Origin of the sequence: Microcella putealis (genome assembly GCF_004216575.1) — a bacterium.
In the GTDB taxonomy this organism is placed as follows: Bacteria; Actinomycetota; Actinomycetes; order Actinomycetales; family Microbacteriaceae; genus Microcella; species Microcella putealis.
Genome location: NZ_SGWW01000006.1, coordinates 1 through 23,002, shown reverse-complemented (window position 1 = coordinate 23,002; position 23,002 = coordinate 1). Strand labels below are relative to the sequence as shown.

Sequence of the window (23,002 nt, the reverse complement as noted above, 5' to 3'; positions counted from 1 at the left end):
TCAGTCTAGGTGCGCGGGCTGAGAGCTCCGCGCGGAGGGCGGGCGTCAGGCGTCGGGAACGTCGAGCGCCGTGATGCTCGCGATCGGCAGGGTGCGCTCGACGTCGGCCGCCAGGTCGCGCCCGCGCACGCGCCCCGCAGCGATGCCGCTCGGCTCGAGCTCGAAGGTGCGCTCGCTGCCGTCGGGCAGGCGCACGGTCGCGCGCACAGGCAGTTTTGCGCGCAGGGCGAGTTCCCACTGCCGCGCCACCCACGCGTCGCCGCCCGCTGCGTCGGCGCTCGAGGTGGCGCCGTGCAGGCGTCGCGCGGCCTCCACGACGGGGTCGGGGGCGGGGCCCGACGCGGGAGGTCGACTCGGGCTGCGTCCGCGTGAGCTGCGCGCGGGGCGCGACGCGACGATCGGATGCTCGCCCTCCTCCGGCGCCGCCGGGTAACGCCCGTCAATGAGCGCCCCCAACACGATGCCGGGGTCAAGGCGGCTGACCAGCCGGTGCAGGCCCGTGCGCGTGAGGTTCAGCGGGCCGAGGGTCGGGTCGACCGCGAGGGCGTCGATGAGCACCGTGTCGTCGCTGCGGATGCTCGTCGTCGCGGCGAGATCCGTCGCCTCGTCGACCAACAGCATCCCGACCCTGATGGCGCCGTAGCGGCGCGCCGTCTCGTCGATCAGATAGGCGACCGGCTGCGGAACGCCGGTCAACGACAGCTCAGTGAGGAAGGCGACGAGAGCCTCTGGCGTGTGGCCTGCAGCGATGGCGCGGCTCACACTGTCAGCGCTCAGCCGGTAGCGGCCCGCAAGGCCCGCGGCCTCGACATCGGCCATCGTGCGCAGCGTTTCGTCGAGGTCGGCGGCGAGGGGGCCGGGCGACACCACGGTGAGGTCGTGCTGCAGGTACACCTGGCGCACGTCGGGCGGAACGAGGGGCGCCAAGCTTGCGGTGGCCGCCGCACCGCCGTCGCGCAGCGCCGCGGCACCGACGGTCGTCACCCGGCCATCGACCGTGATGCCGAGCACCTCCGACTGGCGGGCGAGGGCGGCAAAGCGGGCGCGCAAGGCCTGGTCGGCCGCGGGATACAACCAGTCAATGAACTCGGCCGAGCGGTCGCCCGCACCCGCCGCGGCGCGGCCACCGACCGCCTCACGCAGGGCGTCGGGCAGCGCGTGGCGCCACGCGTCGGCGAGGGCCGCCCACCGGTCAAGGACGGTGCGGCTGCGCCACTCCGACGCGGCGTCGGTGGCGATGAGGTGCTCGCGCGTGTCGGCAACAAGACCGAGCGCCCGCGCCAGCGCGAGATGGTCGTCGAGACGATCGTCGGGAATCGCCGCCGCGGCCGCCACGCGACGCGCGTCGGGCAGCGAAACCCCGCCCCGTGCCAGCAGTCGGGCCGGCTCGGCCCCGAGCGCCCGCGTCAACTCGGCGATGCGCACCGCCGCGCTGAACGCGTTCTCTGCCGACTGCCGGTCAAGCCGCGCAATCTCATCGACGTCCACGGGTCGCAGCGGGCTCGGCGCTGCCACATCGCGCAGCGCGCCCGCCGACGGCAGCCCGCGCCCCGGCCAGCGCGCAAGCGCCGCCGAGACCGGTGCGGGCACGGTGAGCTGGGTGACCGCCTCAGGAGCGATGCCGTCGCCGTCGGCGATGGCGAGCATCCGATCAAGCGGCGTACGCAGGGCGTCGACAACGGCTTCCGGAGGCGCATCAAGCGCGGCAGCGAGCTCAGCGATCGCGATGCCGCGCCCCTCCGGATCGCGTTCACCCGCCGTCGCCAACGCGGCGAGGGATGCGCGGGGCAGGTCGGCGAGCGCCTGCTCGATCGCGCCGTCATCGAGCAGCGCCTCGGCCAGATCGAACAGGTCTGCAAGCGGGGCGGGCGAGACCCGGCGCGCACGAATCAGCGCGGCGAGGTCTGCCTCGTCGAACTGTCGCAGGCGAGCCGCGAGAGCGATGGACGCGGGGCTAGCCGCCGGCATGCTTCGCGGCGCGCGACCGCCGCACCGCGCTCACAATGAGCAGGGCGACGATGAGGCCGAAACCGATCGGCAAGCTGATGAGCGGAAGCATGGTGACCCACGCCCAGATGCCCGAGGTGAAGTCACGCGGGTCAAGACCCGCCGAAACGCCCGACATCAGGGCGACAAAGCAGGCGAGGCTCACGACGATGACGACGGCGACCGCGTACGCGAGCACGCGTTCGACGCGGTTGCTCATGACGATCGACTCCTCCGGCATGGCGTAAGGATATGCCCGGGCGCTGAGCGGGGCCTACCCCCGCTCCAGGGGGCAGTGCCAGGCGGGTATCCTTCAGCAGACGCTTCACGACACGTCAGGAGTACGCGCATGCCCACCGGCAAGGTCAAGTTCTACGACCAAGACAAAGGTTTCGGCTTCATCGCCAGCGATGAGGGCGACGAGGTCTTCCTGCACGCCTCCGCGCTGCCCGCGGGAGCGACCGTCAAGCCGGGAACGCGGCTCGAGTTCGGCATTGCCGACGGAAAGCGCGGCGCTCAGGCGCTGTCGGTGCGCATTCTCGACCAGAAGCCCACGCTCACGGCGATCAACCGCAAGCCGGCCGACGAGATGGCGATCATCGTCGAAGACCTCATCACGCTGCTCGACGGCGTCGGCGGCAAGCTCCGCGCGGGTCGGTACCCCGACCGCGAGCAGGGTCGCAAGGTGGCCGCCGTGCTGCGTAAGGTCGCGGACGACCTGGATGCCTGACGCACCCGGTAAGGACACCCTCGAGGCGCTCGGTCGTTCGGCGCTCGCCGAGGTCACGCCCGAGCGCACGGTCGGCCAACTGCGCGAGGTCGACACGTCGACCGATGGCGTGGTGACGCTGACCTACTCGACGACGATGGGTGGCTACCCGGGCTGGGTTTGGACGGTCGCGGTCAGCACCATCGACCCGGCGAATCCCAGCGTGCTCGAGACCGAGCTCATGCCGGGCGACGGCGCGCTGCTCGCACCCGACTGGGTGCCGTGGGCCGACCGGCTTGACGAGTACATCGCGCAGCAGGCTGAGCTCGCCGCCGCGGGCGCCGACGACGAGTCGGATGACGACGCGGACGACGACGATTCAGACGACGACGATGCCGACGAGCACGACCTGCACGACGACCACGACGCTGACGTGTTCGACGGCGTCGACATCGACGCGCACGCCGACGAGGGTGTCAGCGTCGACGCGGACGACTGACGACGATCACGCCCAGAACGCCGAGGCCCACGCCGATCGCGATGGTCGCGGTCGCAAACGCCGGGTCGCGCAGCATGCCCATAGTCGCGGCAATCGCCACGCCGATCGCGACGATGAGCCACAAGCCCATGCCCACAACGTAGGCCTGCCGGTCGTTCGTCGCGAGCGGCTCGGGCTGCGGCCGGCGCTCGTCGTGCGGCACCCAGAGGCGCATCGGCGTTAGCCCGCCACCCGCTCGAGCACGTAGTCGATGCTGCGAATGAGTTGACGTACGTCGTCGGGGTCGATCGCGACGAAGGTGGCAATGCGCAGCTGGTTGCGTCCGAGCTTGCGGTACGGCTCGGTGTCGACGATGCCGTTCGCGCGCAGGGTCGCGGCGACGGCGGCCGCGTCGACGCTGTCATCGAAATCGATGGTGACGACCACGGGCGAGCGGTCTGCGGGGTCGGCGACGAACGGGGTCGCCAGCGGGTGGCTGTCGGCCCAGTCGTACAGCACCCCGCTCGAGGTGGCTGCGCGCTCGCCGCACCAGGCGAGTCCACCCGATGCGTTCATCCAGCGCAGCTGCTCGTCCAGCAGCACGAGAGTCGCGAGGGCCGGGGTGTTCAGCGTCTGGTCGAGGCGCGAGTTGTCGATCGCGGCGGTCAGCGAGAGGAACGGCGGGATCCACCGCTCCGACGCGCCGATGCGTTCGGCCCGTTCAATCGCGGCGGGGCTCATGAGCGCGATCCACAGCCCGCCGTCTCCCGCAAAATTCTTCTGCGGTGCGAAGTAGTAGACGTCGGTCTCGGTGATGTCGATGTCGATGCCGCCCGCGGCGCTGGTCGCGTCGACGGCGGTCAGCGCGCCGTCGCTGTTCGGGATGCGCGTGACCGGCACCGCGACGCCGGTCGACGTTTCGTTGTGCGGGTATGCGTAGAGGTCAACCCCGTCGACCGCCTCGAGCGTGCCCCGCGTGCCGGCCGCGGTCTTCACGACGTGCGGCGACTCGAGCCACGGAGCCGAGGCGGAGGCGACGAACTTGCTGCCAAACTCGCCGAAGTCGAGGTGCGCACTACGGCGCTCAATCAGGCCGGCGGCGGCGACGTCCCAGAATGCGGTTGAGCCGCCGTTGCCCAGCACAACCTCGTAGCCGTCGGGCAGGCGGAACAGTTCGCCGAGACCGGCGCGAACGCTGCCGACGAGCGACTTGACCGGCTTTTGCCGGTGCGAGGTGCCGAGAAGCGAGGCAGCGTTCGCGATCGCGTCGAGCTGCGCGGGGCGCACTTTCGACGGCCCGCAGCCGAATCGTCCATCGGTGGGCAGGAGCTCGGCGGGGATGACGATGTCGGCCATGCCTGAATCCTACGAGCGATTAGGCTGGACGGGTGCGCCGCGAGGCGACGCGAAGAAGGGGAGGCGCTGGGTATGACCGATCTCGTCGACACGACGGAGATGTACCTGCGCACGATCCTCGACCTCGAAGAAGAGGGCATTGTCCCCATGCGAGCGCGTATCTCTGAACGCATTGGGCACTCGGGCCCCACCGTCTCGCAGACCGTTGCCCGTATGGAACGCGACGGGCTCGTGAGCGTCGAAGGTGACCGCCACCTCGCGCTCACCGTTGAGGGTCGCACTAAGGCGACAGCCGTGATGCGCAAGCACCGCCTCGCCGAGCGTCTGCTGCACGACATCATCGGCCTCGAGTGGTCGCTCGTGCACGACGAAGCCTGCCGCTGGGAGCACGTCATGAGTGAGCAGGTCGAGCGGCGCATCATCGCGATGCTCGACAACCCGAGTGAGTCGCCATACGGCAACCCGATTCCGGGGCTCGAAGAATTTGGCTTGCCCGAGGCAGAGCCGTTCCTCGACGGAGTCCTTCCCCTGCCGCACGCGCTGGCGGCCGGCACGCGGCACTGCAGTATTCGGCGCCTGGCCGAGCCCGTGCAGTTCGACCCCGACGTGCTGCACCAGCTGCACGAGGCGGGCGTGATGCCGGGGGCCGAGGCGATCATCCGACCCGGTGACGGCGGGTACATCTCGGTCGAGGTGACGGGCCGCGCCGAGGCGATTGAGCTGCCGCCCGAGGTCGCGCAGCACATCTACGTTTCAGACTGAGGATTAACCACTACATGTGGTGTGGGCGGTTCGAGTTGTAACCGTTCCGTGACCTCACGTACACTCGCGAGGTCGCCGCCCACACCCAGGGCATGGCGGCTCCGACGCAGGACGCCCGCACGCCCGTCTCCTGCCCGGACCGTGGAATACACGAAACAGTGACGGGCCGCACCAAGGAGCGGCGAGGCGCAGGAGGTTACCTCTTGATCCAAGGCACCCCCGGTGAGACCGAGCGCGACGCAGCGCCCGCAGACCCCACCGCCCTTCGTCGTCGCGACCTCCGCACCGCTCGCACCGGGCTCGTTGTGCGCCCGCCCGTGGCTCCGCTCGCCGTCGCCACCGCTCCGGCCGTCGCCGCGGCACCGCGCCCCGGAATCAAGCGCACCGCCGTCAACATGGCCGTCATCACGGTGGCGACCGGTCTCATTGCCACCATGGCACTGCCGGGCACCGCGCTGCTGAGCGACCCCGCCGCGAACGCCGAAAACGCGATCACCGCCGGCAACGCTGAAGCACTCGCCCAGCTCAAGTCGACCGAATCGCAGTCGGTCGCCATCGACGGCCAGCTGGCCGCCACCGCCGCCCTGCGCGACGACTTCAGCGCGACGACGATGGAAGAGCTCGTCGCCGCGCGCGCCGCCGAAGAGCGCCAAGCGCGCATTGCCGAAGCTGCCGCGGCTGCTGCGGCGGCTCCGCGCGCCTCCGGCCCGAGCGTGTCTGACTTCCTCGCCAACCCGCCGTACCCGACGGTCAGCCCCGACCAGATCATCCAGGTCGCCATGCAGTACCAAGGGGTTCCGTACCTGTTCGGCGGAACGACGCCCGCCGGCTTCGACTGCTCGGGCTTCGTGCAGTACGTGTACGCGCAGTTCGGTATCGCCCTTCCGCGCACGGTGCCCCAGCAGGACGCCGCGGGCACGCGCATCTCGAAGGCAGACGCTCTGCCGGGCGACCTCGTCATCATGCCCGGCCACAACGGCATTTACGCCGGCAACGGCATGATCATCGACGCACCTCGCGCCGGAAAGACCGTCAGCCTGCGCCCGATCTGGACCGACAACTACTGGATCGTTCGCGTCGGCATCTAGCCCGCCGTGACGCGCCGCGGGGCGCTCGTCGCCCCGCGTTCATCTTCGTGGGTTAGCCTGAGGCTCATCGGCGCCGTACGGCACCGGATGAGGAGCGACCATGCGAGGGCAACGCGACATCCAAACCGTGGATGCGCGCGCGATCTTTCGCATAGTCAGCGGCGTCAGCGCGGCCCTGCCCTGTCAGGCTCGCGCGCACACCAGCACTGTCGTCTAACGGCAGTGCTTTTTTTGTGCCCGCACGCGGGCGCAAGAAAACGGCAGACACCGCACTTCGCAGCCGGAGCCGGCGTCGATGAGTGACCGCCCGCAGGCCATGCGGGCCCAGTCGACAGGAGAAGCCGTGCGCACACTCGTCTTGAACGCCGGGTACGAACCCCTCGCCGTGGTGTCGTTCCGCCGAGCCCTCGTGCTCGTGATGAACGGGAAGGCGACGATCCTTGCCGCCGACGGCGAGCATCCGGTTTTCGGCATCACCGATGCCTTCGACCGGCCGAGCGTGATTGTGCTGCGGCGCTACGTAAAGATTCCGCACACGCGTTCGGTGCCGCTCACGCGCCGCGGCGTACTGCGGCGCGACGGCAACCGCTGCGCGTACTGCGCATCGTTCGCCTCGACGATCGACCACGTGCAGCCACGCTCGCGCGGCGGCGCCGACTCGTGGGAGAACCTGGTCGCCTGCTGCCTGCGCTGCAACAACGTGAAGGGCGACCGCACGCCCGCCGAAATGGGCTGGCGGTTGCGCGTCACGCCGAAAGCCCCGCACGGAACCGCGTGGCTCGTGCGGGGCATCGAACGCCCTCAGCCGCAGTGGGACGAGTACCTCGCCCCGGCCGTGGCGGCCTAGGGTCTAGCCAGCGAACGCGGCGTCGTACAGCGCGCGCAGTTCGGGGGTGTCTTCTCCGGTGACGCCGCAGCCCGTCATGGCGCCGTTGAGCGCGCCGACCAGGTAGTCGTTGCCCTCGACAAACGGCACGCCCGAGAAGTCGGACGACGTCGCGTCGACCTGGGTCACCGTGACGCGGTCGGCGACCTCGCCAGCGAGGGTTTCGGTCACGTCCAGGGTGACGGTGTCGCCCTCGACGGCGATGACGGTGGCGGCGAACGCCTGCTCCTGCGCGGCGATGGTCGCCGGCTCCAGCGCGAGGCAGCCGCCGCTGGCGACGTCGCCGCCGGTCGGCGGGGCGAGGGCCTCGACGCTCGGCTCAGTGCCGCCGAGTGCGAGCGGCGCGACGATCGCGGCGGCGATCGCGAGGGCCGCCGCGACGCCGGCCAAAGGCATCCAGCGGGGGATGCGCGGGCGGGCGTTGTCGGTGTCGGCGCCAGCGGGCGCGGTGTGGGTGGTGTTGGACATGAGCTGCTCCATCTCTCGGTTGAGCCCCTCGGGGCCGAGGGCGGGGAGCCGGCGGGCCGGGTCGGCCGAGCGCAGCTGTGCGCGCAGTTCGCTGTCGTCGTCAGTCATTCGTTGTTCTCCCTTCCTCGTGCCGTACATGTCCGGGTGGCGGTGCAGATTTCTCGAGCTCGGCCTTCAGGCGCGCCTTCGCGCGGTGCAGGCGAATGGCGGCGGCGTTTGCCGAGATGTCGAGCACGACGGCGATCTGCGGGCTCTCGAGTTCTTCCCACGCCCAGAGGCGTAGCACCTCGGCGTCGTCGGCCCGCAGTCTGGTCAGCGCTGTGGTGACGGCGGCCGCGCGGGGGTCGTCGTCGGGGTCCTCCGCGCCGAGCGGGGCAGCAGCGGCCGGGGGCGGGTCGATCGCGATAATGCGGCCGACGAGCCGCCCGCGTCGACGCTCGGCGCGCTGCGCGTTCTGCAGACACTGCCGCGCCACGACGAACGCCCACGGCACGGCGTTTTCCGGCTCGGCCGGAACGTCGTCGAGCCGTCGCCAGCACACGAGCAGCACGTCCCCGAACACGTCGTCGGCGGTCGCCGCGTCGGTGCGGCGGTGCAGGTAGCGGCGCACCGGCTCGCCGACCAGCGCGACCAGCTCGCGCATGCGGTGCTCGCGCGCGGTGTCGGTCACGGTTCCCACACTGCGCCATGTCCGGATGCGTGCTCCCGATTTCACCTCGGCGCGCCGGACGCCGAAATGCCCGTTGGGAACGGCCGACGAACTCGCGGGAAGCCCGACGCGACCCGAACGAGGGGTAGTGCGAGCAGAACTCAGACTCTACGCTCGGCATGGTGAGCGATCCGCTGAGTGACGAATCCGTCGAGCGCGTCGCCAATCTTCACGGAGTCCTCGCTCTTCGGTCCCGCGCGCCGGGCTACGCCGTCGCGCAGAAGTGCCTCGAGGTCCAGGCAGCGGCCGAAGCGCACGATCCGGCCCTTCGCACCGAGCATCGCACCGTGCTCGCGCCCGACGCGAGATCGTGGTTCATCGGGGCCCAGGGCGAGCGACACGTCGGCACGATCCTGTCAAAGTTGGGCCCTGAGTGGCTCGTGTTGCACGCCGTACCGATCGGCGCGGGAACGAAAGACGTCGACCACCTCGTCGTCGGGCCGCCCGGCGTCTTCGCCATCAACACGAAGCATCACCGCGACGCGCGCGTGTGGGTGGGCGATCACGTCTTGCGGCTCAACAACTCGAACACGCAGCATCTGCGCGCGGCGAGATCGGATGCGCGGGACGCGTCGCGGAGGCTCACTGCGGCGGCGGGTTATCCCGTCTCGGTGACGTCGGTGCTGGCTCTCGTCGGCGAGCAGTCGATCGTTGATGGTCGGCGGGGTCCTCGACACGACCCCATCGTCGTTTCATCTCGCGGCCTGCTCGCCTGGCTCACACAGCTGCCGCGACGATTGTCGGACGCCGAGCTCGGGCACCTTCGCCTCGTGAGTGAAGAGCCCATCACGTGGCACATCGATCGTTCCGCGGCGAACACGTTGCGGGTCATGCAGCGCTTCGATCGCTTGGAGGCCGAGGTCTACAAACAGGGCCCCGTGGTGCTCGCGCCGACGTCGAAGGCCAGGGCCATGCCGTCCCGGCGGACCCCCGCTGGAGGGCGCCGCCCCGCGGGGCGCAGTCGTCGTCAGTCGGGTCGACCCGCCGGTGTCGGCTTGCTCAAGTTCCTTGTCGGTCTCGCGGTGTTGTTCACCGCGCCGCTCTGGATGCCCGTGGTTGGCGCCGTCGTCGGCACCGTCGTCACCGGCATGCTCATGAACGTGCTCACGCCATAGCGCCCTGCGGGCTGAGCGGTTAGCGGCCTCCGCCGCCCCCGCCTCCACCCCCACCGCCGGCGAAGCCGCCGCCGAACGAGCCGCCAATCATGCTGCCGGTGCCGCTCGACGACCACTCGCTGGTCGCCGGGTCGGTCATGGTCTTCTGGAAACCGTTCAGAGCCGTGACGAACAGCGCGACCTGGAAGCCCTCGGGGCCGACGAAGAAGTCGGGGGTCTCGCCGGCGGCGGATGCGCGCACGGCGAGTTCGCGCATCCATTGGTCTTCGACGCCCCAGAGCACCGCCCAGGGCAGCAGCTTTTCGTACAGCTTCACAAGTTGGTGGCCGTCGCCGACGTCGATGCGCTCGGCGCCCTGCGGGCTCTGCAGCGCGCGCAGGCGATCTTCTTCGGCGACGGTCAGGTAGAGCCGCATGCCCTCGAGGTGGTCGGTCAGTTCGCGCCCGCGCTCGGTGAGCTGCAGGGGTCGCACGGCGAGCACCGTGGTGATGATCGAGCCCGAAAAGCCGAGCGCGGCGGCGATGGCGAGCAGCGGTGAGACCTGGCCGTAGATCTCGTCGGAGGCGATGAGCGCGGTGATTGCGATGATGAAGAGGGTCCAGGAGAGGGCGGCAATCACGGCGCCCGTTCCCTGCCGTGGCGCGCGGCGCTTCCAGCCCTGCTCGGTGACCGCGCGGCTCGCCTCGGCTGCGATGCCGTTGAGCGCGCTGGTCAGTGCGGCGTCGTACTCGCCGTACGGCGTCAGCGCGCCCTGCTCGCGGTCGGCGCCGAACAGGGCCGTCAAGACGGCGCGGTCGAGGTCGTCGGCGCCGGTGTCGGAGCGGTACTGCAGCGTGTACGGGGCGCTGGATGCGGTCGCCTGGTAGGCGAGGATGCGGATGTTCTTGCGCACGGCCAGCCGAACGAGCGTCGCCGGAATACCGGTCGCCGGGCGCTTCACGAGGTGCGCCGCCTGCAGGATGTCGATTCCGCGCGGCTCGCTGTACTGCGGAATGATCGCGAACCGGCTCTGCGCGCCCCTCGGCGCCCGGATGCGCACCACGATTCCGGCGACGAGGGCCGCGATCGAGGCGAGGCCGACTGCGGCGCTCGCACCGAGCATCCACGTCGGAAGCGGCAGGGGGATGATGGGCTCGCCCAGCGGCGGCTCGGTCGGTTCGGGGGTGGCGAACGTTCCGGCGGTGAAGCCGACGGCCAGGCTCAGCGTTTCGCCGGGGCCGAGGTCGGTGGCGCTCGCCGTGATCGGGTTCGCGGCAGCGTCGATCGGGCACTGCTCGGTCGAGCCCTGCGGGCCGACGTAGCAGGCGGCGTTGCCCGTGAGGGCCGCGGCGACGTCGTCAGTGAGGGTCAGGGTGACGCTGACGCGCCCGAACGGCTGGTCCCAGCCGGTGCCGTTCACATCCCAGTACAGCTCGTCGCTGCCCGTGTTCTCGAACGAGCGCACGACGTTCTCGAGCGTGTAGCTGATGACGTAGGTCTGCACGCCGCGCACGAAGTCGTCGGTGCCGAGCGCGAGCTCGAGAAACTCGCCCGCGTCCTCCGCCTCGAATGGCACGGATGCGCCACTCGCGTCGGTCACGCTCGTCACCTCGGGCGACAGCGGCACCCCGTCGTAGTCGGTCGGGATGGCGCGGATGATGCCGCGGTACTGATCAAAGTCGGGGAACCGGGCGACGATCGTCTCGACCACCTCGAGGCGGGAGGTGCCGTCGGCGTCGCGGCTCAGTGTGTAGTCGGCGTCGAACGAATCGAAGGTGAAGTTGCTCGTGTCGGCGTGCGCCGGCGGGGCGCTCGCCGTGGCGGCGAGGGCGAGAGGCGCGGCGACGAGCGCGAGGCCCATAAGCGCGGCGGCGAAGCGGGCGAAGACGGCGGTGGCGGATGCTCGGGGGCGCACCCGCTCGACACTAGCAACACTACGAATCGTCAGATTTGAGGCTGTGGAGCGTCAGCTTTTCAGCATGCCGCGCAGCGCCTCAGTGAGCCGGCGGGTGGTGTCGATCGAGACGGATGCGTGCGGCTCGGCGACGTCGAAGCCGTGGTACGCGCCGGGCACGGTGACGATCTCGCACGCGACCCCGGCGGCGGCCAGGCGTTCGGCGAAGGCGTGGTCTTCGTCGCGGAAGAGGTCGAGGGTGCCGACGGCGATCCAGGTGGGTGGGAACCCGCTGAGGTGGTCGCGCCGCGCAGGAACGGCGTCGGCGGGCGGAGTGCTGGCCTGCGCGCCCAGGTAGAGGCCCCAGCCGAGGCGGTTGCTCGCACCGTTCCAGAGGCGCAGGTACGGCGGGTCGGGCTGCGTGGGGTCGGCCGCCGTGCGGTCGTCGAGCATCGGGTACATCAGTGCCTGCCCGGCGAGCGTGATGCGACCGGCGTCGACGGTGCGCGCGGTGAGGGCGGCCGCGAGCCCGCCTCCCGCGCTCTCGCCCGTCACGGCGACGCGGGTGCTGTCGACGCGGTGGTGCTCGGCGAGCCAGGCGAGTGCGGCCTCGCAGTCGTCGAGCGGGGCGGGGTAGGGGTGCTCGGGCGGCAGCCGGTAGTCGACGCTCGCGACGACGGCGCCGAGCGTGTCGGCGAGGCGCCGGTTGGCGCGGTCGCCCGAGCGAGCTGAGCCGATGATGAGCCCGCCGCCGTGGATGTGCAGCACGGCGGGCAGGTGCGGCCCGGCCGCGCCGCTCGGCCAGTGCACCCGCAGTCGCGCGCCCGACGGCAGCGTGACGAGCTCGCCCTTACGCGGTGCGCGTCCGGCCCCGACGCTCCCCATCGCCCGCACCAGCCGGCGGTTGCCCGCCGTGACCGCCGTGCGCGGCAGAAAGCGGGCGAGCCGCAGGTCTGGGTGGAAAGGGGAGGCGTCGGTGCCGGTGGCCATTCCGTCACTGTACGGGCGCGCGAACGCGGATGCGCATCCTGATTTTTTGAATCGGCTCTACAGCGGCTTGCCGCCCGTCACCGGCAGGATCGCGCCCGAGGTGTAGCTCGCCGCGTCGGAGGCGAGGTAGACGTAGGCGGGCGCGAGTTCGGCGGGTTGGCCGGCGCGACCGAGCGGGGTGTCTTGGCCGAACTCGGCGAGCTTGTCGGCGGGCCAGTCGGTGGCGGGAATCAGCGGCGTCCAGATGGGGCCGGGCGCGACCGCGTTGACGCGAATGCCCGCCTCGCCGAGGTCTTGCGCGAGCGCCTTCGTGAACGCCACCTGCGCGGCCTTCGTCATCGCGTAGTCGATGAGGCCGGGGGAGGGGTCGAACGCCTGGATGGACGTGGTCGTGATGATGGACGCCCCGGCGTGCAGGTGGGGGCGTGCCGCCGACGTGAGCCAGAGCATCGAGTACAGGTTTGTGCGCATGACGCGATCCCACTCGGCGGTGGAGATGGTCTCGATGCCGTCGCGGTCCTGCTGGTAGGCCGCGTTCAGCACGAGGATGTCGAGGCCGCCGAACGTGTCGACTGTCTGGGCGACGGCGTCGCGGCAGAAGTCTTCGTCTTGCACGTCTCCCGCGATGGTGATCGCGCGGCGGCCGGCGTCGGCCACGAGCTCGGCCGTGGCGATCGCGTCGCGCTCTTCTTCGGGGAGGTGGATGAGGGCGACGTCGGCGCCTTCGCGCGCGTAGGCGATGGCGACCGCGCGGCCGATGCCGGAGTCACCGCCCGAGATGAGGGCGCACCGACCCTCGAGTTGGCCGGAGCCGCGGTAGGTCTTCTCGCCGTGGTCGGGCTGCGGACTCATCTGGTGCGTGAGACCGGGCTGGCTGTGCTGCGTGTTGCCCTCGAACTCGTCGGGGTGGGCGGCGCGGGGGTCGGTTGTATCAGCCATGGTGGCAACTCCTCTCGATCGGAAACCGCCACGATTCCAGCGCCCCGTGCATCCCGGCAAGGCATTCCCACGCGGCGCTCAGGCAGTCCATCGCGCCTAGACTGGTGGCGCCTGCCTCTGTAGCTCAATGGAAGAGCAGCTCCGTCCTAAGGAGAGGGTTGGGGGTTCGAGTCCCTCCAGGGGCACCGACCGGAATAGCGACCGGTATAGCGACCGGGAGTCGGAAACCGACCAGCGCGTCTTCACGATCGTGCTTGCAGCGCGACCGGGCTTTGATTCGACCTGCGGCACGCTTACATGTTCAGCTACGGATAGACGATTTGCGACCGCAAGCGCTGCTTGGCTTGCGCCAGCCCCAGAGATGTTATCGTGCCTCTATCCACACGGGTGCCCATGCATGGGCTGAGATCAGGCTGACGCGGCCTGCGACCGTTGAACCTGTCCGGGTAATGCCGGCGAAGGAAGTAGGACTCCACGCATGGAACCTGTCAGCCCATCTCACACGCTCGGGTATCTACACGATGACGAGCACGGCATTCGTGTCCCGGTGACGCAGATCGCGCTTGAACCGTCACCGAACGGTCAGGTGAACGAGCCGTTCACCGTGTATCGCACCGAGGGGCCGGGGAGTGATCCGGTGCGAGGCTTGCCCCCCTTCCGCGCGAAGTGGATTGAGGCACGTGGTGACACGGAGGCTTACTCCGGGCGGGAGCGGAATCTGCATGACGACGGGCGTGCGGCGCTCCGCAGGGGTGCTGCATCCGCCGAGTGGGAGGGCGACAAGCCCGTAACTCGCCGGTCGCTGCCGGGCAAGACGGTCACTCAGATGTTTTACGCAAGGAAGGGCGTGATCACTCCGGAGATGCGTTTCGTCGCTCTTCGCGAGAACTGTGACGTGGAGCTGGTGCGCTCTGAGGTCGCTGCCGGGCGGGCGATCATTCCCAACAGCATCAACCATCCGGAGTCCGAGCCGATGATCATCGGCAAAGCGTTCCTGGTGAAGATCAACGCAAATATCGGCAATTCAGCGGTGACCAGCTCGATTGCCGAAGAGGTAGACAAACTGCAGTGGGCGGCCCAGTGGGGTGCAGACACGGTCATGGATCTATCGACCGGTGATGACATTCACACGACCCGGGAGTGGATCATCCGCAACTCCCCGGTGCCCATCGGCACCGTACCGATCTACCAGGCCCTCGAAAAGGTCAATGGTGAAGCAAACGCGCTCACCTGGGAGATCTACCGGGACACGGTGATCGAGCAGTGCGAGCAGGGTGTGGACTACATGACCGTCCATGCCGGAGTCTTGCTCCGGTACGTGCCATTGACCGCGGAGCGGGTGACGGGAATTGTCTCTCGTGGTGGGTCGATCATGGCTGGGTGGTGTCTGGCGCACCATCAGGAAAACTTCCTCTACACCCACTTTGATGAGCTCTGCGAGATCTTCGCTCGCTACGACGTCGCGTTTTCCCTCGGTGACGGGCTGCGCCCTGGATCAACTGCCGATGCGAACGACGCCGCCCAGTTCGCGGAACTCGACACCCTCGCGGAACTTACGAAACGGGCATGGAAATACGACGTCCAGGTGATGGTGGAAGGCCCAGGCCATATTCCGTTCCATCTGGTTCGGGAGAACGTCGAACGTCAGCAGGAGTTGTGCGATGGCGCCCCGTTCTACACGCTCGGCCCCCTCGTCACGGACGTTGCCCCCGGATATGACCACATTACCTCCGCGATCGGAGCAACCGAGATCGCACGGTACGGGACCGCGATGCTCTGCTATGTAACCCCGAAAGAACATCTGGGACTACCGAACAAGGACGACGTCAAAACGGGTGTGATCACGTACAAGATCGCCGCTCATGCCGCCGACCTAGCGAAAGGTCACCCCGGCGCACACGAACGCGACGACGCGCTGTCCAAAGCACGCTTCGAGTTCCGGTGGCGGGACCAGTTCGCACTGTCCCTTGACCCGGTCACGGCCGAGGCATTCCACGACGAGACGCTCCCGGCGGAGCCGGCGAAGACGGCCCACTTCTGTTCGATGTGTGGACCGAAGTTCTGCTCGATGCGGATCTCACAAGACATCCGCGATCAGTTCGGTGGCCTGTCCGAGCAGCAGATTGTGGCGGGCATGGAGGAGAAGTCAGCAGCGTTCCGTGAATCTGGTGGCAAGGTCTATCTTCCGGAACCGGTCGTCGGCGCACCTGACACACCGTGACTGATCGACTCGGTCTCGTCGATGTATCCGATCTTCTGAAGGCCCGTCGAACTTCTCTGGTCAGCACGAGCGAACCGATGTCGAACGTGAACGAGCACGCCTCTCGCCTGCTACTCAGGGCCACGCCGCGAGTGCTCAGCATTGCCGGTACCGATCCGACAGGGGGCGCCGGTATTCAGGCTGACCTCAAGAGCATCGCCGCGAATGGTGGGTACGGAATGGCCGTCGTGACCGCTCTCGTTGCACAGAATACGCACGGCGTTTTAGCGGTGCACACACCGTCCGTGGAGTTTCTGCGGCAGCAACTCGACGCCGTGAGTCATGACGTGCAAATCGACGCCGTCAAGATCGGAATGCTCGCCGAACTTGCCGTCATTGATGAGGTGCGCTCCTGGCTGCAGGCCACACGCCCTCCGCTGGTGGTGCTCGACCCTGTAATGGTGTCGACCAGCGGGGACCGACTCCTGGCGGCATCGGCCGAGCAGGCCCTACGCAACCTCGTATCGCTCGTTGATCTGGTGACGCCCAACCTGCCAGAACTCGCCGTGCTCCTCCAGGAGGAACCGGCCGCAAATTGGGCGGAAGCGCTCGAGCAAGGCAAGCGACTCTCGACGGCGACCGGCGTCACAGTATTAGTGAAGGGCGGCCATCTCACTGGTGCAGACTGCCCGGATGCTCTGGTCAACTCACACGGGCTGCTTGCCGAGACTGTGGTGGAGTTCGTTTCGCCCCGTGTGGTTACAAACAATACGCACGGTACAGGTTGCTCACTCTCTTCTGCCATGGCGACTGTGCAGGCGCAGACCGGTGATTGGGCCGCGTCGCTCTCTCGTGTGAAGGAGTGGCTGAACGACGCGCTGGCTCACGCGCATTCGCTCGAGGTGGGCAGCGGCAATGGTCCGATCCACCATTTCCATCAGCTGTTCGCCGATCGGGCACCCCGTGGCCGAGAGTTCAGCGAGTCCCTATGGGCGGGAATCACCTCGATCCGTTCGAGGATCTTTGAGTTGCCCTTTATCGTTGCCCTCGGTAACGGCACCCTCGACGGCGTCGACTTCGCCTACTACCTCGCCCAGGATGCGGTTTGCCTCAACACGTACTCCCATGTGCTCACCCGCGCGAGCAGGCTGGCACCGACTGAAGAAGAGCAACGCTTCTGGGCAAACTCCGCCCAGCTATGCCTCGAAGTCGAGGCTGAGCTTCATCGAAGCTGGGTAGGCGATCACCCGCAGCCAGCGCCCGGCCTTGTCACGAAGGGGTATCTCGACCACCTGCTGGCGGTGGGCGTGCAGGGCAGCTACGCGGTAGTCGTCGTAGCGCTTCTTCCCAGATTCTGGCTAAATGCCGAATTGGGGGAGCGGCTCCAAGCCGAAATCCTTGCGCAGGGTCGTGCCGAGGCGCACCCGTACGCGGCCTGGCTCGAAACGTACTCCAACCAGGCGTTCGTTGACTCGGCTCGCCGCGCTGTCGCTTTCGTCGATGCGGCTGCGGCAGCGGCGTCGTCAGGGGAGAGGCAGAACATGAAAGCAGTGTTTGAGCAGTCATCGCAATTCGAGCTGGACTTCTTCGACTCACCACGCCTACACGCGAGGCTCTGAGATGGGATGTTCAGGCCAGCTGAGGAAGCCTGTCGAGCAGGCGCCTCGCCGCATCGGCCGGATCGTCCGCTTCGGTGATCGCCCGCACGACCACCACACGGCTGGCCCCGGCGTCAACAACCTCGTCGATGTGGTCGAGGTCGATGCCGCCGATGGCGAACCACGGCGGCGGGCCGAGCTTGCTGTCGCTGCGGGCGGCCGCATGGCGCACCAAGTCGAGCCCTACCGGTGCCCGCCCCGGTTTTGTCGGCGTTGGCCATACCGGGCCCACACAGAAGTAGTCGAGGGCTTCTGCCGACATCGCCGCATCGACTTGCCCGGGCGTGTGGCTCGACAACCCGATTATTGTGTCGTCGCCGAGAAGCCGCCGGGCCGAGTCCACCGGCAGGTCGCTCTGGCCGACATGGAACACCGGCGTGTGCGTAAGCATCGCGATATCGGCGCGATCGTTCACGGCCCACAGTCGCCCGTGTCGTTCGGCTGTGTCGCGCAGAATTTCGAGGAGTTCGAGTTCGTGGCGGGCCTCGAGTGTTTTATCTCTCAACTGGATGATGTCGACTCCACCACCGAACGCCGCGTCAATGAATTCGGCGAAGTCGCCCTTGTTCTTCCTGGCGTCAGTGCACAGGTAGAGGCGGCCAAGGTTCTTCGTCACGCCTTCAACCATAGGGTGTGCCTGTTTGCCCGCCATCGGGGCGAGGAGAACTCTGTGCGCCGCGGCGCGCGGTCGGCTCGGAGCCGTGGGCTACGCCAGAGAGACCGATCGGGCTCGAGAGTTTTCGTTGTTCGAGCTCTTGCGACAGCGCGGCATCCTGGGGATACGGCACGATGAGTGGCACAACCGATGGGCGCACGGTCGACGTGGCAGTGATCGGGGCGGGCATCGTCGGCCTGGGAATTGCGTGGGCCGCAGCGCTCTCGGGTCGCACGGTCGCCGTCATCGACGCGGCTCCCGCACGTGGTGCGACGTTTGCTGCAGCTGGCATGCTGGCCGCTGTAAGCGAATTGCTCTTTCCGGAAGAAGATCTTCTCGAGCTGACCCTGACCTCAGCCGCCCTCTATCCCTCATTTGTTGAATCGCTCGGGGTAGATGCCGCGACGGTCGGATACCGTGAGACCGGTACCCTCGTGGTCGGCGTCGATGCAGCAGACCGCCACACTCTGGCCGACTTAAGGGGGCTGCAGGTCGCACACGGCTTGAATGCCAGCCCGCTGCTCGTTCGTGAAGCAAGGGAAATCGAGCCCTTACTCAGCGCCCACATCTCGGCCGCTTACCGCGTCGCGCAAGACCACCAGGTCGACCCTCGGCTACTCGCCGCCCGCCTTCAGTCTGCGCTTGCCAAGCTCGCCAGGCGGAGCGGTTGGGTCCACCAGCCAGCGATAAGGCAGAATGCGGTGCGCCTGCTGCACGAGAAGCCGAGCGACTCGCATTCGCGCGTGACTGGGGTCGCCCTTCACGACGGATCTACGGTGGCCGCGAATGAGGTCGTCGTGGCGAACGGTCTGGCAGCCGGTGCGTTGGGTGGTCTGCCAGGCGGGCTTGAATTGCCGCTGAGGCCCGTCCTCGGAGACATCCTGCGGCTGCGAATTCCCAGCCCCCTCCAGCCGTTCCTGACAGAGACTATCCGCGGGTTGGTCCGCGGTAATTCTGTGTATCTGGTGCCGCGGTCAGATGGGACATTGGTGCTCGGCGCCACCCAGCGCGAGCACGGCACCGACGTCGCGCCGATCGGCGGTGTCTACCAGCTTCTCCGTGACGCCCAGGCCCTCGTCCCCGCCATTGCGGAGTTGGAGCTGCTTGAGGTGACCACCCGCGCTCGGCCGGGTACGCCAGACAACGCCCCGCTACTCGGTCGCGTGTCGTCCGGGGCGAGAGGCGCCGACATCCCCGGTCTGATCATCGCGACCGGCTTTTTCAGGCACGGGGTGCTCTTGACGCCCATTGCCGCACAGATCTGTGTCGAGATGTTCGACAACCCAGGCGACCCTCGTTGGCACCGGTTCCGCCCCGACCGTTTCTCGCCGCACTCTCTGAAGGAGCACACCCGTGCATAAACGCGACACCACCACGATCATCCTGAACGGCGCGGCTCACCCGCTGGAAGACGGCCAGACCGTCGCAGAACTTGTGAGCAAGCAGACCGGTCGGCAGATCACCGCCGCTGGGCACGCGGCCGACGGCCGACGGCTGGGCATCGCGGTCGCGCGCAATGCGGAAATCGTGCCGCGGGGCCAGTGGGGCACAACCGTAGTCATGGCCGACGATGTCATCGAGATCGTCACAGCGGCACAAGGAGGCTAAGTATGAGCGTCACGACATCAACACACCGCGACTCACTGATTATCGACGGAGTCACATTGAACTCACGTCTCATCATGGGAACGGGCGGCGCGTCGAACCTAGCCGGCCTCGGGGAAGCGTTGTTGGCCTCGGGAACGGAACTCACCACCGTGGCCATGCGTCGTCATAGCGCGAGTACGGCCGGGTCGCTGTTCCAATTGCTTGTCGACCACGACATCCGGGTGTTGCCAAACACTGCCGGTTGTTTCACTGCCCGCGAAGCAGTAATTACGGCCGAACTCGCACGGGAGGCCCTCGAGACGAACTGGATCAAGCTCGAGGTGATCGCCGACGAGCACACGTTGCTGCCCGACGCGGTCGAGCTAGTCGACGCCACCGAGCAACTCGTCGCACGCGGCTTCACTGTTTTCGCTTATACCAACGACGACCCGGTCCTGGCCTTGCGGCTCGAACAGCTCGGCGCCGCGGCAGTGATGCCGCTCGGCTCGCCTATAGGCACCGGACTAGGTATTCTCAACCGCCACAACATTGAACTGATCGTGTCCCGTGCCCAAGTGCCTGTGGTGCTCGACGCGGGAATCGGCACCGCATCGGATGCCGCGCTCGCCATGGAACTCGGCTGCGACGCTGTGCTGCTGGCCACGGCCGTGACGCGGGCCCAGGATCCCGTGAAGATGGCAGAGTCATTCCGGCACGCTGTCATCGCCGGTCGGCTCGCATTGCAAGCCGGACGTATCCCCAAAAGGCAGCATGCGCAGGCCTCGTCGGCGATAGACGGGCGCCCCGACCTGTGAACGCGCGTAACGCCACACCTCTCCCACCACTGGTCGAACCGGCAGCCGAGCTCACTCCTGCAGAGGCGGAACGCTACTCACGGCACGTGATCATTCCCGAGATTGGGTCTCTCGGCCAGCGTCGGCTCAAAAATGCTCGGGTTCTCGTCATCGGCGCGGGCGGCCTCGGCTCGCCAGTGCTGCTCTATCTGGCCGCCGCAGGGGTCGGCACGATCGGGATCGTCGACGACGACCTGGTCGATGCAAGCAACCTACAGCGGCAGATCATTCACGATGTCTCGAGTGTGGGAGGGTCGAAGCTCGCATCTGCCGCGAGGGCTCTAGGCGAACTCGACCCCGCCGTGACTGTGCGATGCCATGAGTTGCGGCTTGATTCAAGCACGGCGCTTGCGCTGTTCGCCGATTACGACCTAATCATCGACGGCTCTGACAACTTCGCAACCCGCTACCTCGTGAACGACGCGGCTGCGCTCCTCGGTAAGCCATATGTCTGGGGGTCGGTCTACCGCTTCGAAGGTCAGGTGAGCGTGTTCTGGGAGCGTCACGGGCCGACCTATCGTGACTTGTTCCCCGAAGCTCCGCCCGCAGGCGCCTCACTTAGTTGCGGCGAGGGCGGAGTCCTTGGCATGCTCTGCGGAGTCATTGGTTCGATGATGGTCGCAGAAGCCGTGAAACTCATCACTGGTGTCGGGCGCACCCTGCTCGGACGGGTTCTTCTCTTTGACTCCCAGAATGCCACCTGGCGGGAGCTCACAGTACGAAAAGACGAATCGATCGCGCCAATAACCGAGCTGATCGACTACGAACTGTTCTGTGGGGTCGCTGCGGTACCGGCGTCAACCGATGACGAAATCGGGGTACACGAGCTTGTGGCACTCCTCCTGACGCGAGGGGAAATCGGTGACGCCAACTTCGAACTCATCGATGTGCGTGAGAGGGGCGAGCACGACCTCGTGGCAATTCCCGGGTCACGGCTGATTACTCTGGATCGCATTGTCTCTGGAGAGGTGCTCTCCGAGCTGCCACGCGATCGCGATCTGGTTCTTTACTGCAAGGCAGGAACGCGTTCGGCAATCGCGCTGGCGGAACTCAGGAGTCAGGGGTATACCCGCATGAAGCACTTATCCGGTGGGGTTCTCGCTTGGCTTCACGAGACCGAGTCGATGCGCCATCAGTACTAGGCCGTGTTGATCAAGTCTGTCTTGATCCAGACGAGGGTGGCGGCGAGGGCGATTCCGGCCCGGTAGGCGCGTGCGGTCTTGTCGGAGCGCATCGCGATGCCGCGCCACTGCTTGAGCCGGTTGAAGCACCGCTCGACGGTGTTTCGCTGCCGATAGGCGGCCGGGTCGAACCCGGGCGGACGCCCGCCCCGCGATCCCCTTCGGAGGCGGCCAGCGGCATGGTCGGCCTTCTCCGGGATTGTGGCCGGGATGCCGCGCGCGGCGAGGTAGCGCCGGTTCGCCCGCGACGGGTAGCCCTTGTCCGCGAGCACCCGGTCGGGTCGGGTGCGCGGCCGGCCCGGGCCGGTCCTGGCCACGGCGATCAGGTCGAGCACCGCGGCCATCATCGTGGTGTCGTTCACGTTGCCGGCCGTGACCAGCACCGCCAGCGGACGCCCCCGCCCGTCCGCGGCAAGGTGGACTTTCGTGGTCAGACCCCCGCGGGACCGGCCTATTGCGTGATCAGGCGGCTCCGTACCGGCCGGATTCTTGTAGTTCGACAAAGCGGCTCTTCGTCATGAAGCGGGGGTGAGTGGTTCGGGCGTGCCGGTGGCGGGATAGGCGGCGGGGCCTTCCAGGATGGAAGTTCCTACGCTCCCCACCTGGAAGGCCCCTCGTGTCCCACCCTAGATCGGGGTGCGCATCGTGCGCGCCTGCTTGCGCCGTGTTCGCCGTTGACGGGTTCCATGTCACCGCGATCGAGGATCGCGGCGGCGTGATCGTCCTCGAGGTGCAGACCGATCCGGTGACGGTGGGCTGTCCGGCCTGCGGGGTGCTGGCCGAGGGTCGCGGGCGACGCCTGCATCGGCTGGCGGACGCTCCGGCGTTCGGGTTGCCGGTGCAAGTGCGTTGGTCCAAGCGGCTCTGGCGGTGCATTCAAGCGCAGTGTCCGGTGCGATCGTTCTCCGAGACGCATCCGTTCGCGCAGCCAAGGGCGCGGCTGACGGCGCGAGCGGTCGGCTGGGCGACCGGCATGCTGCGCACCGACGATACGACCGTGGCCGCGCTGGCGCGTCGGCTCGGGGTCGGCTGGCATACGCTCTGGCGGGCGATCCAGCATCACGCCCAGGAGGCGATCGGTGATGTTGCCCGGCTCGGAGGCGTCACCTCGCTCGGGGTCGATGAGCACATCTGGAAACCGTCCTGTCGAGGCGCTGACAGGGCGGTGACTTCGATGGTTGATCTGACTCGCGACGAGCACGGGCGGGTGCGGGCGAGGCTGCTGGATGTCGTGCCCGGCCGATCCGGCACCGCCTACGCGGCATGGCTACGCAGCACGCCCGAGGCCTTCGCGCCCGCGATCGAGCACGCAGCGCTGGATCCGTTCCGCGGTTACGCGAACGCGATCCGCGATGAGCTACCCGAGGCCGTGGCAGTGCTGGACGCGTTCCACGTTGTCCGACTGGGCGCGAAAGCGCTGGACGAGTGTCGGCAGCGCGTGCAGCAGGAAACTCTGGGCCATCGGGGCAGGAAGGACGATCCGCTCTACCGGATCCGGGCGCTGCTGC

Annotated in this window: 24 protein-coding genes, 1 tRNA gene and 1 riboswitch; of the genes, 14 read left to right on the top strand and 11 right to left on the bottom strand. The window is 68.0% G+C overall.

Features of this window, described 5'->3' with window-relative positions; genetic code table 11:
• Window positions 1-45: 45 nt before the first annotated feature.
• Both EV141_RS11885 and EV141_RS11880 read right to left on the bottom strand, forming a co-directional pair.
• The gene (locus EV141_RS11885) at window positions 46-1,968 is read right to left on the bottom strand and encodes a helicase-associated domain-containing protein (RefSeq protein WP_130486190.1); all 1,923 of its coding nucleotides are present in this window, start codon (window positions 1,966-1,968) and stop codon (window positions 46-48) included.
• Entirely contained in the window at window positions 1,955-2,227 is a 273-nt protein-coding gene (locus EV141_RS11880; RefSeq protein WP_130486189.1) for a hypothetical protein, read from the bottom strand. Before EV141_RS11880 ends, EV141_RS11885 begins: the two co-directional genes overlap by 14 nt.
• Window positions 2,228-2,335: 108 nt before the next feature.
• On the opposite strand from EV141_RS11880, the gene EV141_RS11875 reads away from it, so the two are divergent.
• Window positions 2,336-2,716, top strand: coding sequence for a cold-shock protein (locus tag EV141_RS11875; RefSeq protein ID WP_130486188.1), 381 nt, complete (start codon window positions 2,336-2,338; stop codon window positions 2,714-2,716).
• On the top strand, window positions 2,709-3,194 hold the full coding sequence (locus EV141_RS11870; protein ID WP_130486187.1) for a DUF3027 domain-containing protein: 486 nt from the start codon (window positions 2,709-2,711) through the stop codon (window positions 3,192-3,194). Before EV141_RS11875 ends, EV141_RS11870 begins: the two co-directional genes overlap by 8 nt.
• On the opposite strand, the gene EV141_RS11865 is transcribed toward EV141_RS11870, so the two are convergent.
• Complete coding sequence (locus EV141_RS11865; RefSeq protein WP_130486186.1) at window positions 3,172-3,408, bottom strand: hypothetical protein; 237 nt, start codon at window positions 3,406-3,408, stop codon at window positions 3,172-3,174. The two genes, EV141_RS11870 and EV141_RS11865, sit on opposite strands and share 23 nt — an antisense overlap.
• 5 nt (window positions 3,409-3,413) lie before the next feature.
• On the bottom strand, window positions 3,414-4,529 hold the full coding sequence (gene serC / locus EV141_RS11860; protein WP_130486185.1) for a phosphoserine transaminase: 1,116 nt from the start codon (window positions 4,527-4,529) through the stop codon (window positions 3,414-3,416).
• 72 nt (window positions 4,530-4,601) lie between these two features.
• Between serC and EV141_RS11855 the strand changes: the two genes are divergently transcribed.
• From EV141_RS11855 to EV141_RS11845, 3 genes are all read left to right on the top strand, one after another.
• Window positions 4,602-5,291, top strand: a complete 690-nt coding sequence (locus tag EV141_RS11855; protein ID WP_130486184.1) for an iron-dependent transcriptional repressor DtxR — start codon at window positions 4,602-4,604, stop codon at window positions 5,289-5,291.
• A gap of 158 nt (window positions 5,292-5,449) precedes the next feature.
• On the top strand, window positions 5,450-6,379 hold the full coding sequence (locus EV141_RS11850; RefSeq protein ID WP_241969259.1) for a C40 family peptidase: 930 nt from the start codon (window positions 5,450-5,452) through the stop codon (window positions 6,377-6,379).
• A 343-nt stretch (window positions 6,380-6,722) separates the two neighbouring features.
• Window positions 6,723-7,226 (top strand): HNH endonuclease, encoded by a 504-nt coding sequence (locus EV141_RS11845; RefSeq protein WP_130486245.1) that lies wholly within the window; start codon window positions 6,723-6,725, stop codon window positions 7,224-7,226.
• A gap of 3 nt (window positions 7,227-7,229) precedes the next feature.
• On the opposite strand, the gene EV141_RS11840 is transcribed toward EV141_RS11845, so the two are convergent.
• Window positions 7,230-7,841, bottom strand: a complete 612-nt coding sequence (locus EV141_RS11840; RefSeq protein WP_130486183.1) for a hypothetical protein — start codon at window positions 7,839-7,841, stop codon at window positions 7,230-7,232.
• Window positions 7,834-8,403 carry an RNA polymerase sigma factor gene (locus EV141_RS11835; RefSeq protein WP_130486182.1) on the bottom strand — a complete coding sequence of 190 codons (570 nt, stop codon included), beginning with the start codon at window positions 8,401-8,403 and terminating at the stop codon, window positions 7,834-7,836. Before EV141_RS11835 ends, EV141_RS11840 begins: the two co-directional genes overlap by 8 nt.
• Window positions 8,404-8,564: 161 nt before the next feature.
• Between EV141_RS11835 and EV141_RS11830 the strand changes: the two genes are divergently transcribed.
• A complete protein-coding gene (locus EV141_RS11830; RefSeq protein ID WP_157985555.1) occupies window positions 8,565-9,557 on the top strand; it encodes a nuclease-related domain-containing protein in 993 nt (330 codons plus the stop codon).
• 19 nt (window positions 9,558-9,576) lie between these two features.
• On the opposite strand, the gene EV141_RS11825 is transcribed toward EV141_RS11830, so the two are convergent.
• The 3 genes from EV141_RS11825 to EV141_RS11815 are packed head-to-tail and all read right to left on the bottom strand — an operon-like array spanning window position 9,577 to window position 13,359.
• Window positions 9,577-11,451 (bottom strand): DUF2207 domain-containing protein, encoded by a 1,875-nt coding sequence (locus EV141_RS11825; protein WP_130486180.1) that lies wholly within the window; start codon window positions 11,449-11,451, stop codon window positions 9,577-9,579.
• 51 nt (window positions 11,452-11,502) lie between these two features.
• The gene (locus EV141_RS11820; protein ID WP_130486179.1) at window positions 11,503-12,420 is read right to left on the bottom strand and encodes an alpha/beta hydrolase; all 918 of its coding nucleotides are present in this window, start codon (window positions 12,418-12,420) and stop codon (window positions 11,503-11,505) included.
• A 57-nt stretch (window positions 12,421-12,477) separates the two neighbouring features.
• The gene (locus EV141_RS11815; RefSeq protein ID WP_130486178.1) at window positions 12,478-13,359 is read right to left on the bottom strand and encodes an SDR family oxidoreductase; all 882 of its coding nucleotides are present in this window, start codon (window positions 13,357-13,359) and stop codon (window positions 12,478-12,480) included.
• A gap of 113 nt (window positions 13,360-13,472) precedes the next feature.
• Between EV141_RS11815 and EV141_RS11810 the strand changes: the two genes are divergently transcribed.
• The 3 genes from EV141_RS11810 to thiD all read left to right on the top strand — a co-directional run bounded on the left by EV141_RS11810 (window position 13,473) and on the right by thiD (window position 17,178).
• Window positions 13,473-13,544: transfer RNA gene (locus EV141_RS11810), tRNA-Arg, on the top strand.
• 188 nt (window positions 13,545-13,732) lie between these two features.
• A riboswitch (TPP riboswitch) is annotated at window positions 13,733-13,840 on the top strand.
• Entirely contained in the window at window positions 13,838-15,580 is a 1,743-nt protein-coding gene (gene thiC, locus EV141_RS11805; protein WP_130486177.1) for a phosphomethylpyrimidine synthase ThiC, read from the top strand. It overlaps the preceding riboswitch by 3 nt.
• Before the next feature lie 77 nt (window positions 15,581-15,657).
• Window positions 15,658-17,178 carry a bifunctional hydroxymethylpyrimidine kinase/phosphomethylpyrimidine kinase gene (gene thiD / locus EV141_RS11800; RefSeq protein ID WP_130486244.1) on the top strand — a complete coding sequence of 507 codons (1,521 nt, stop codon included), beginning with the start codon at window positions 15,658-15,660 and terminating at the stop codon, window positions 17,176-17,178.
• Window positions 17,179-17,188: 10 nt separating this feature from the next.
• On the opposite strand, the gene thiE is transcribed toward thiD, so the two are convergent.
• On the bottom strand, window positions 17,189-17,845 hold the full coding sequence (thiE, locus tag EV141_RS11795) for a thiamine phosphate synthase (RefSeq protein ID WP_130486243.1): 657 nt from the start codon (window positions 17,843-17,845) through the stop codon (window positions 17,189-17,191).
• Between the two features lie 161 nt (window positions 17,846-18,006).
• On the opposite strand from thiE, the gene thiO reads away from it, so the two are divergent.
• The 4 genes from thiO to moeB are packed head-to-tail and all read left to right on the top strand — an operon-like array spanning window position 18,007 to window position 21,455.
• Entirely contained in the window at window positions 18,007-19,233 is a 1,227-nt protein-coding gene (gene thiO, locus EV141_RS11790; RefSeq protein ID WP_130486176.1) for a glycine oxidase ThiO, read from the top strand.
• Complete coding sequence (gene thiS, locus EV141_RS11785; protein ID WP_241969257.1) at window positions 19,226-19,480, top strand: sulfur carrier protein ThiS; 255 nt, start codon at window positions 19,226-19,228, stop codon at window positions 19,478-19,480. Before thiO ends, thiS begins: the two co-directional genes overlap by 8 nt.
• A 2-nt stretch (window positions 19,481-19,482) precedes the next feature.
• On the top strand, window positions 19,483-20,274 hold the full coding sequence (locus EV141_RS11780; RefSeq protein ID WP_130283566.1) for a thiazole synthase: 792 nt from the start codon (window positions 19,483-19,485) through the stop codon (window positions 20,272-20,274).
• Complete coding sequence (gene moeB / locus EV141_RS11775; protein ID WP_130486175.1) at window positions 20,271-21,455, top strand: molybdopterin-synthase adenylyltransferase MoeB; 1,185 nt, start codon at window positions 20,271-20,273, stop codon at window positions 21,453-21,455. Before EV141_RS11780 ends, moeB begins: the two co-directional genes overlap by 4 nt.
• Here the strand turns inward: moeB and EV141_RS11770 are convergent.
• Entirely contained in the window at window positions 21,452-21,997 is a 546-nt protein-coding gene (locus EV141_RS11770; RefSeq protein ID WP_130486174.1) for an IS5 family transposase, read from the bottom strand. The two genes, moeB and EV141_RS11770, sit on opposite strands and share 4 nt — an antisense overlap.
• Window positions 21,998-22,158: 161 nt before the next feature.
• On the opposite strand from EV141_RS11770, the gene EV141_RS11765 reads away from it, so the two are divergent.
• A partial coding sequence (locus EV141_RS11765; protein WP_198675547.1) for an ISL3 family transposase occupies window positions 22,159-23,002 on the top strand: 844 nt, incomplete at its 3' end.

What these genes read in the sequence shown, in the direction of transcription:
- EV141_RS11885 (WP_130486190.1), bottom strand. Translation starts at nt 1,968, where the DNA reads ATGCCGGCGGCTAGCCCCGCGTCCATCGCTCTCGCGGCTCGCCTGCGA.
- EV141_RS11880 (WP_130486189.1), bottom strand. Translation starts at nt 2,227, where the DNA reads ATGCCGGAGGAGTCGATCGTCATGAGCAACCGCGTCGAACGCGTGCTC.
- EV141_RS11875 (WP_130486188.1), top strand. Translation starts at nt 2,336, where the DNA reads ATGCCCACCGGCAAGGTCAAGTTCTACGACCAAGACAAAGGTTTCGGC.
- EV141_RS11870 (WP_130486187.1), top strand. Translation starts at nt 2,709, where the DNA reads ATGCCTGACGCACCCGGTAAGGACACCCTCGAGGCGCTCGGTCGTTCG.
- EV141_RS11865 (WP_130486186.1), bottom strand. Translation starts at nt 3,408, where the DNA reads ATGCGCCTCTGGGTGCCGCACGACGAGCGCCGGCCGCAGCCCGAGCCG.
- serC (WP_130486185.1), bottom strand. Translation starts at nt 4,529, where the DNA reads ATGGCCGACATCGTCATCCCCGCCGAGCTCCTGCCCACCGATGGACGA.
- EV141_RS11855 (WP_130486184.1), top strand. Translation starts at nt 4,602, where the DNA reads ATGACCGATCTCGTCGACACGACGGAGATGTACCTGCGCACGATCCTC.
- EV141_RS11840 (WP_130486183.1), bottom strand. Translation starts at nt 7,841, where the DNA reads ATGACTGACGACGACAGCGAACTGCGCGCACAGCTGCGCTCGGCCGAC.
- EV141_RS11820 (WP_130486179.1), bottom strand. Translation starts at nt 12,420, where the DNA reads ATGGCCACCGGCACCGACGCCTCCCCTTTCCACCCAGACCTGCGGCTC.
- EV141_RS11815 (WP_130486178.1), bottom strand. Translation starts at nt 13,359, where the DNA reads ATGGCTGATACAACCGACCCCCGCGCCGCCCACCCCGACGAGTTCGAG.
- thiC (WP_130486177.1), top strand. Translation starts at nt 13,838, where the DNA reads ATGGAACCTGTCAGCCCATCTCACACGCTCGGGTATCTACACGATGAC.
- thiD (WP_130486244.1), top strand. Translation starts at nt 15,658, where the DNA reads ATGTCGAACGTGAACGAGCACGCCTCTCGCCTGCTACTCAGGGCCACG.
- thiE (WP_130486243.1), bottom strand. Translation starts at nt 17,845, where the DNA reads ATGGTTGAAGGCGTGACGAAGAACCTTGGCCGCCTCTACCTGTGCACT.
- thiO (WP_130486176.1), top strand. Translation starts at nt 18,007, where the DNA reads ATGAGTGGCACAACCGATGGGCGCACGGTCGACGTGGCAGTGATCGGG.
- EV141_RS11780 (WP_130283566.1), top strand. Translation starts at nt 19,483, where the DNA reads ATGAGCGTCACGACATCAACACACCGCGACTCACTGATTATCGACGGA.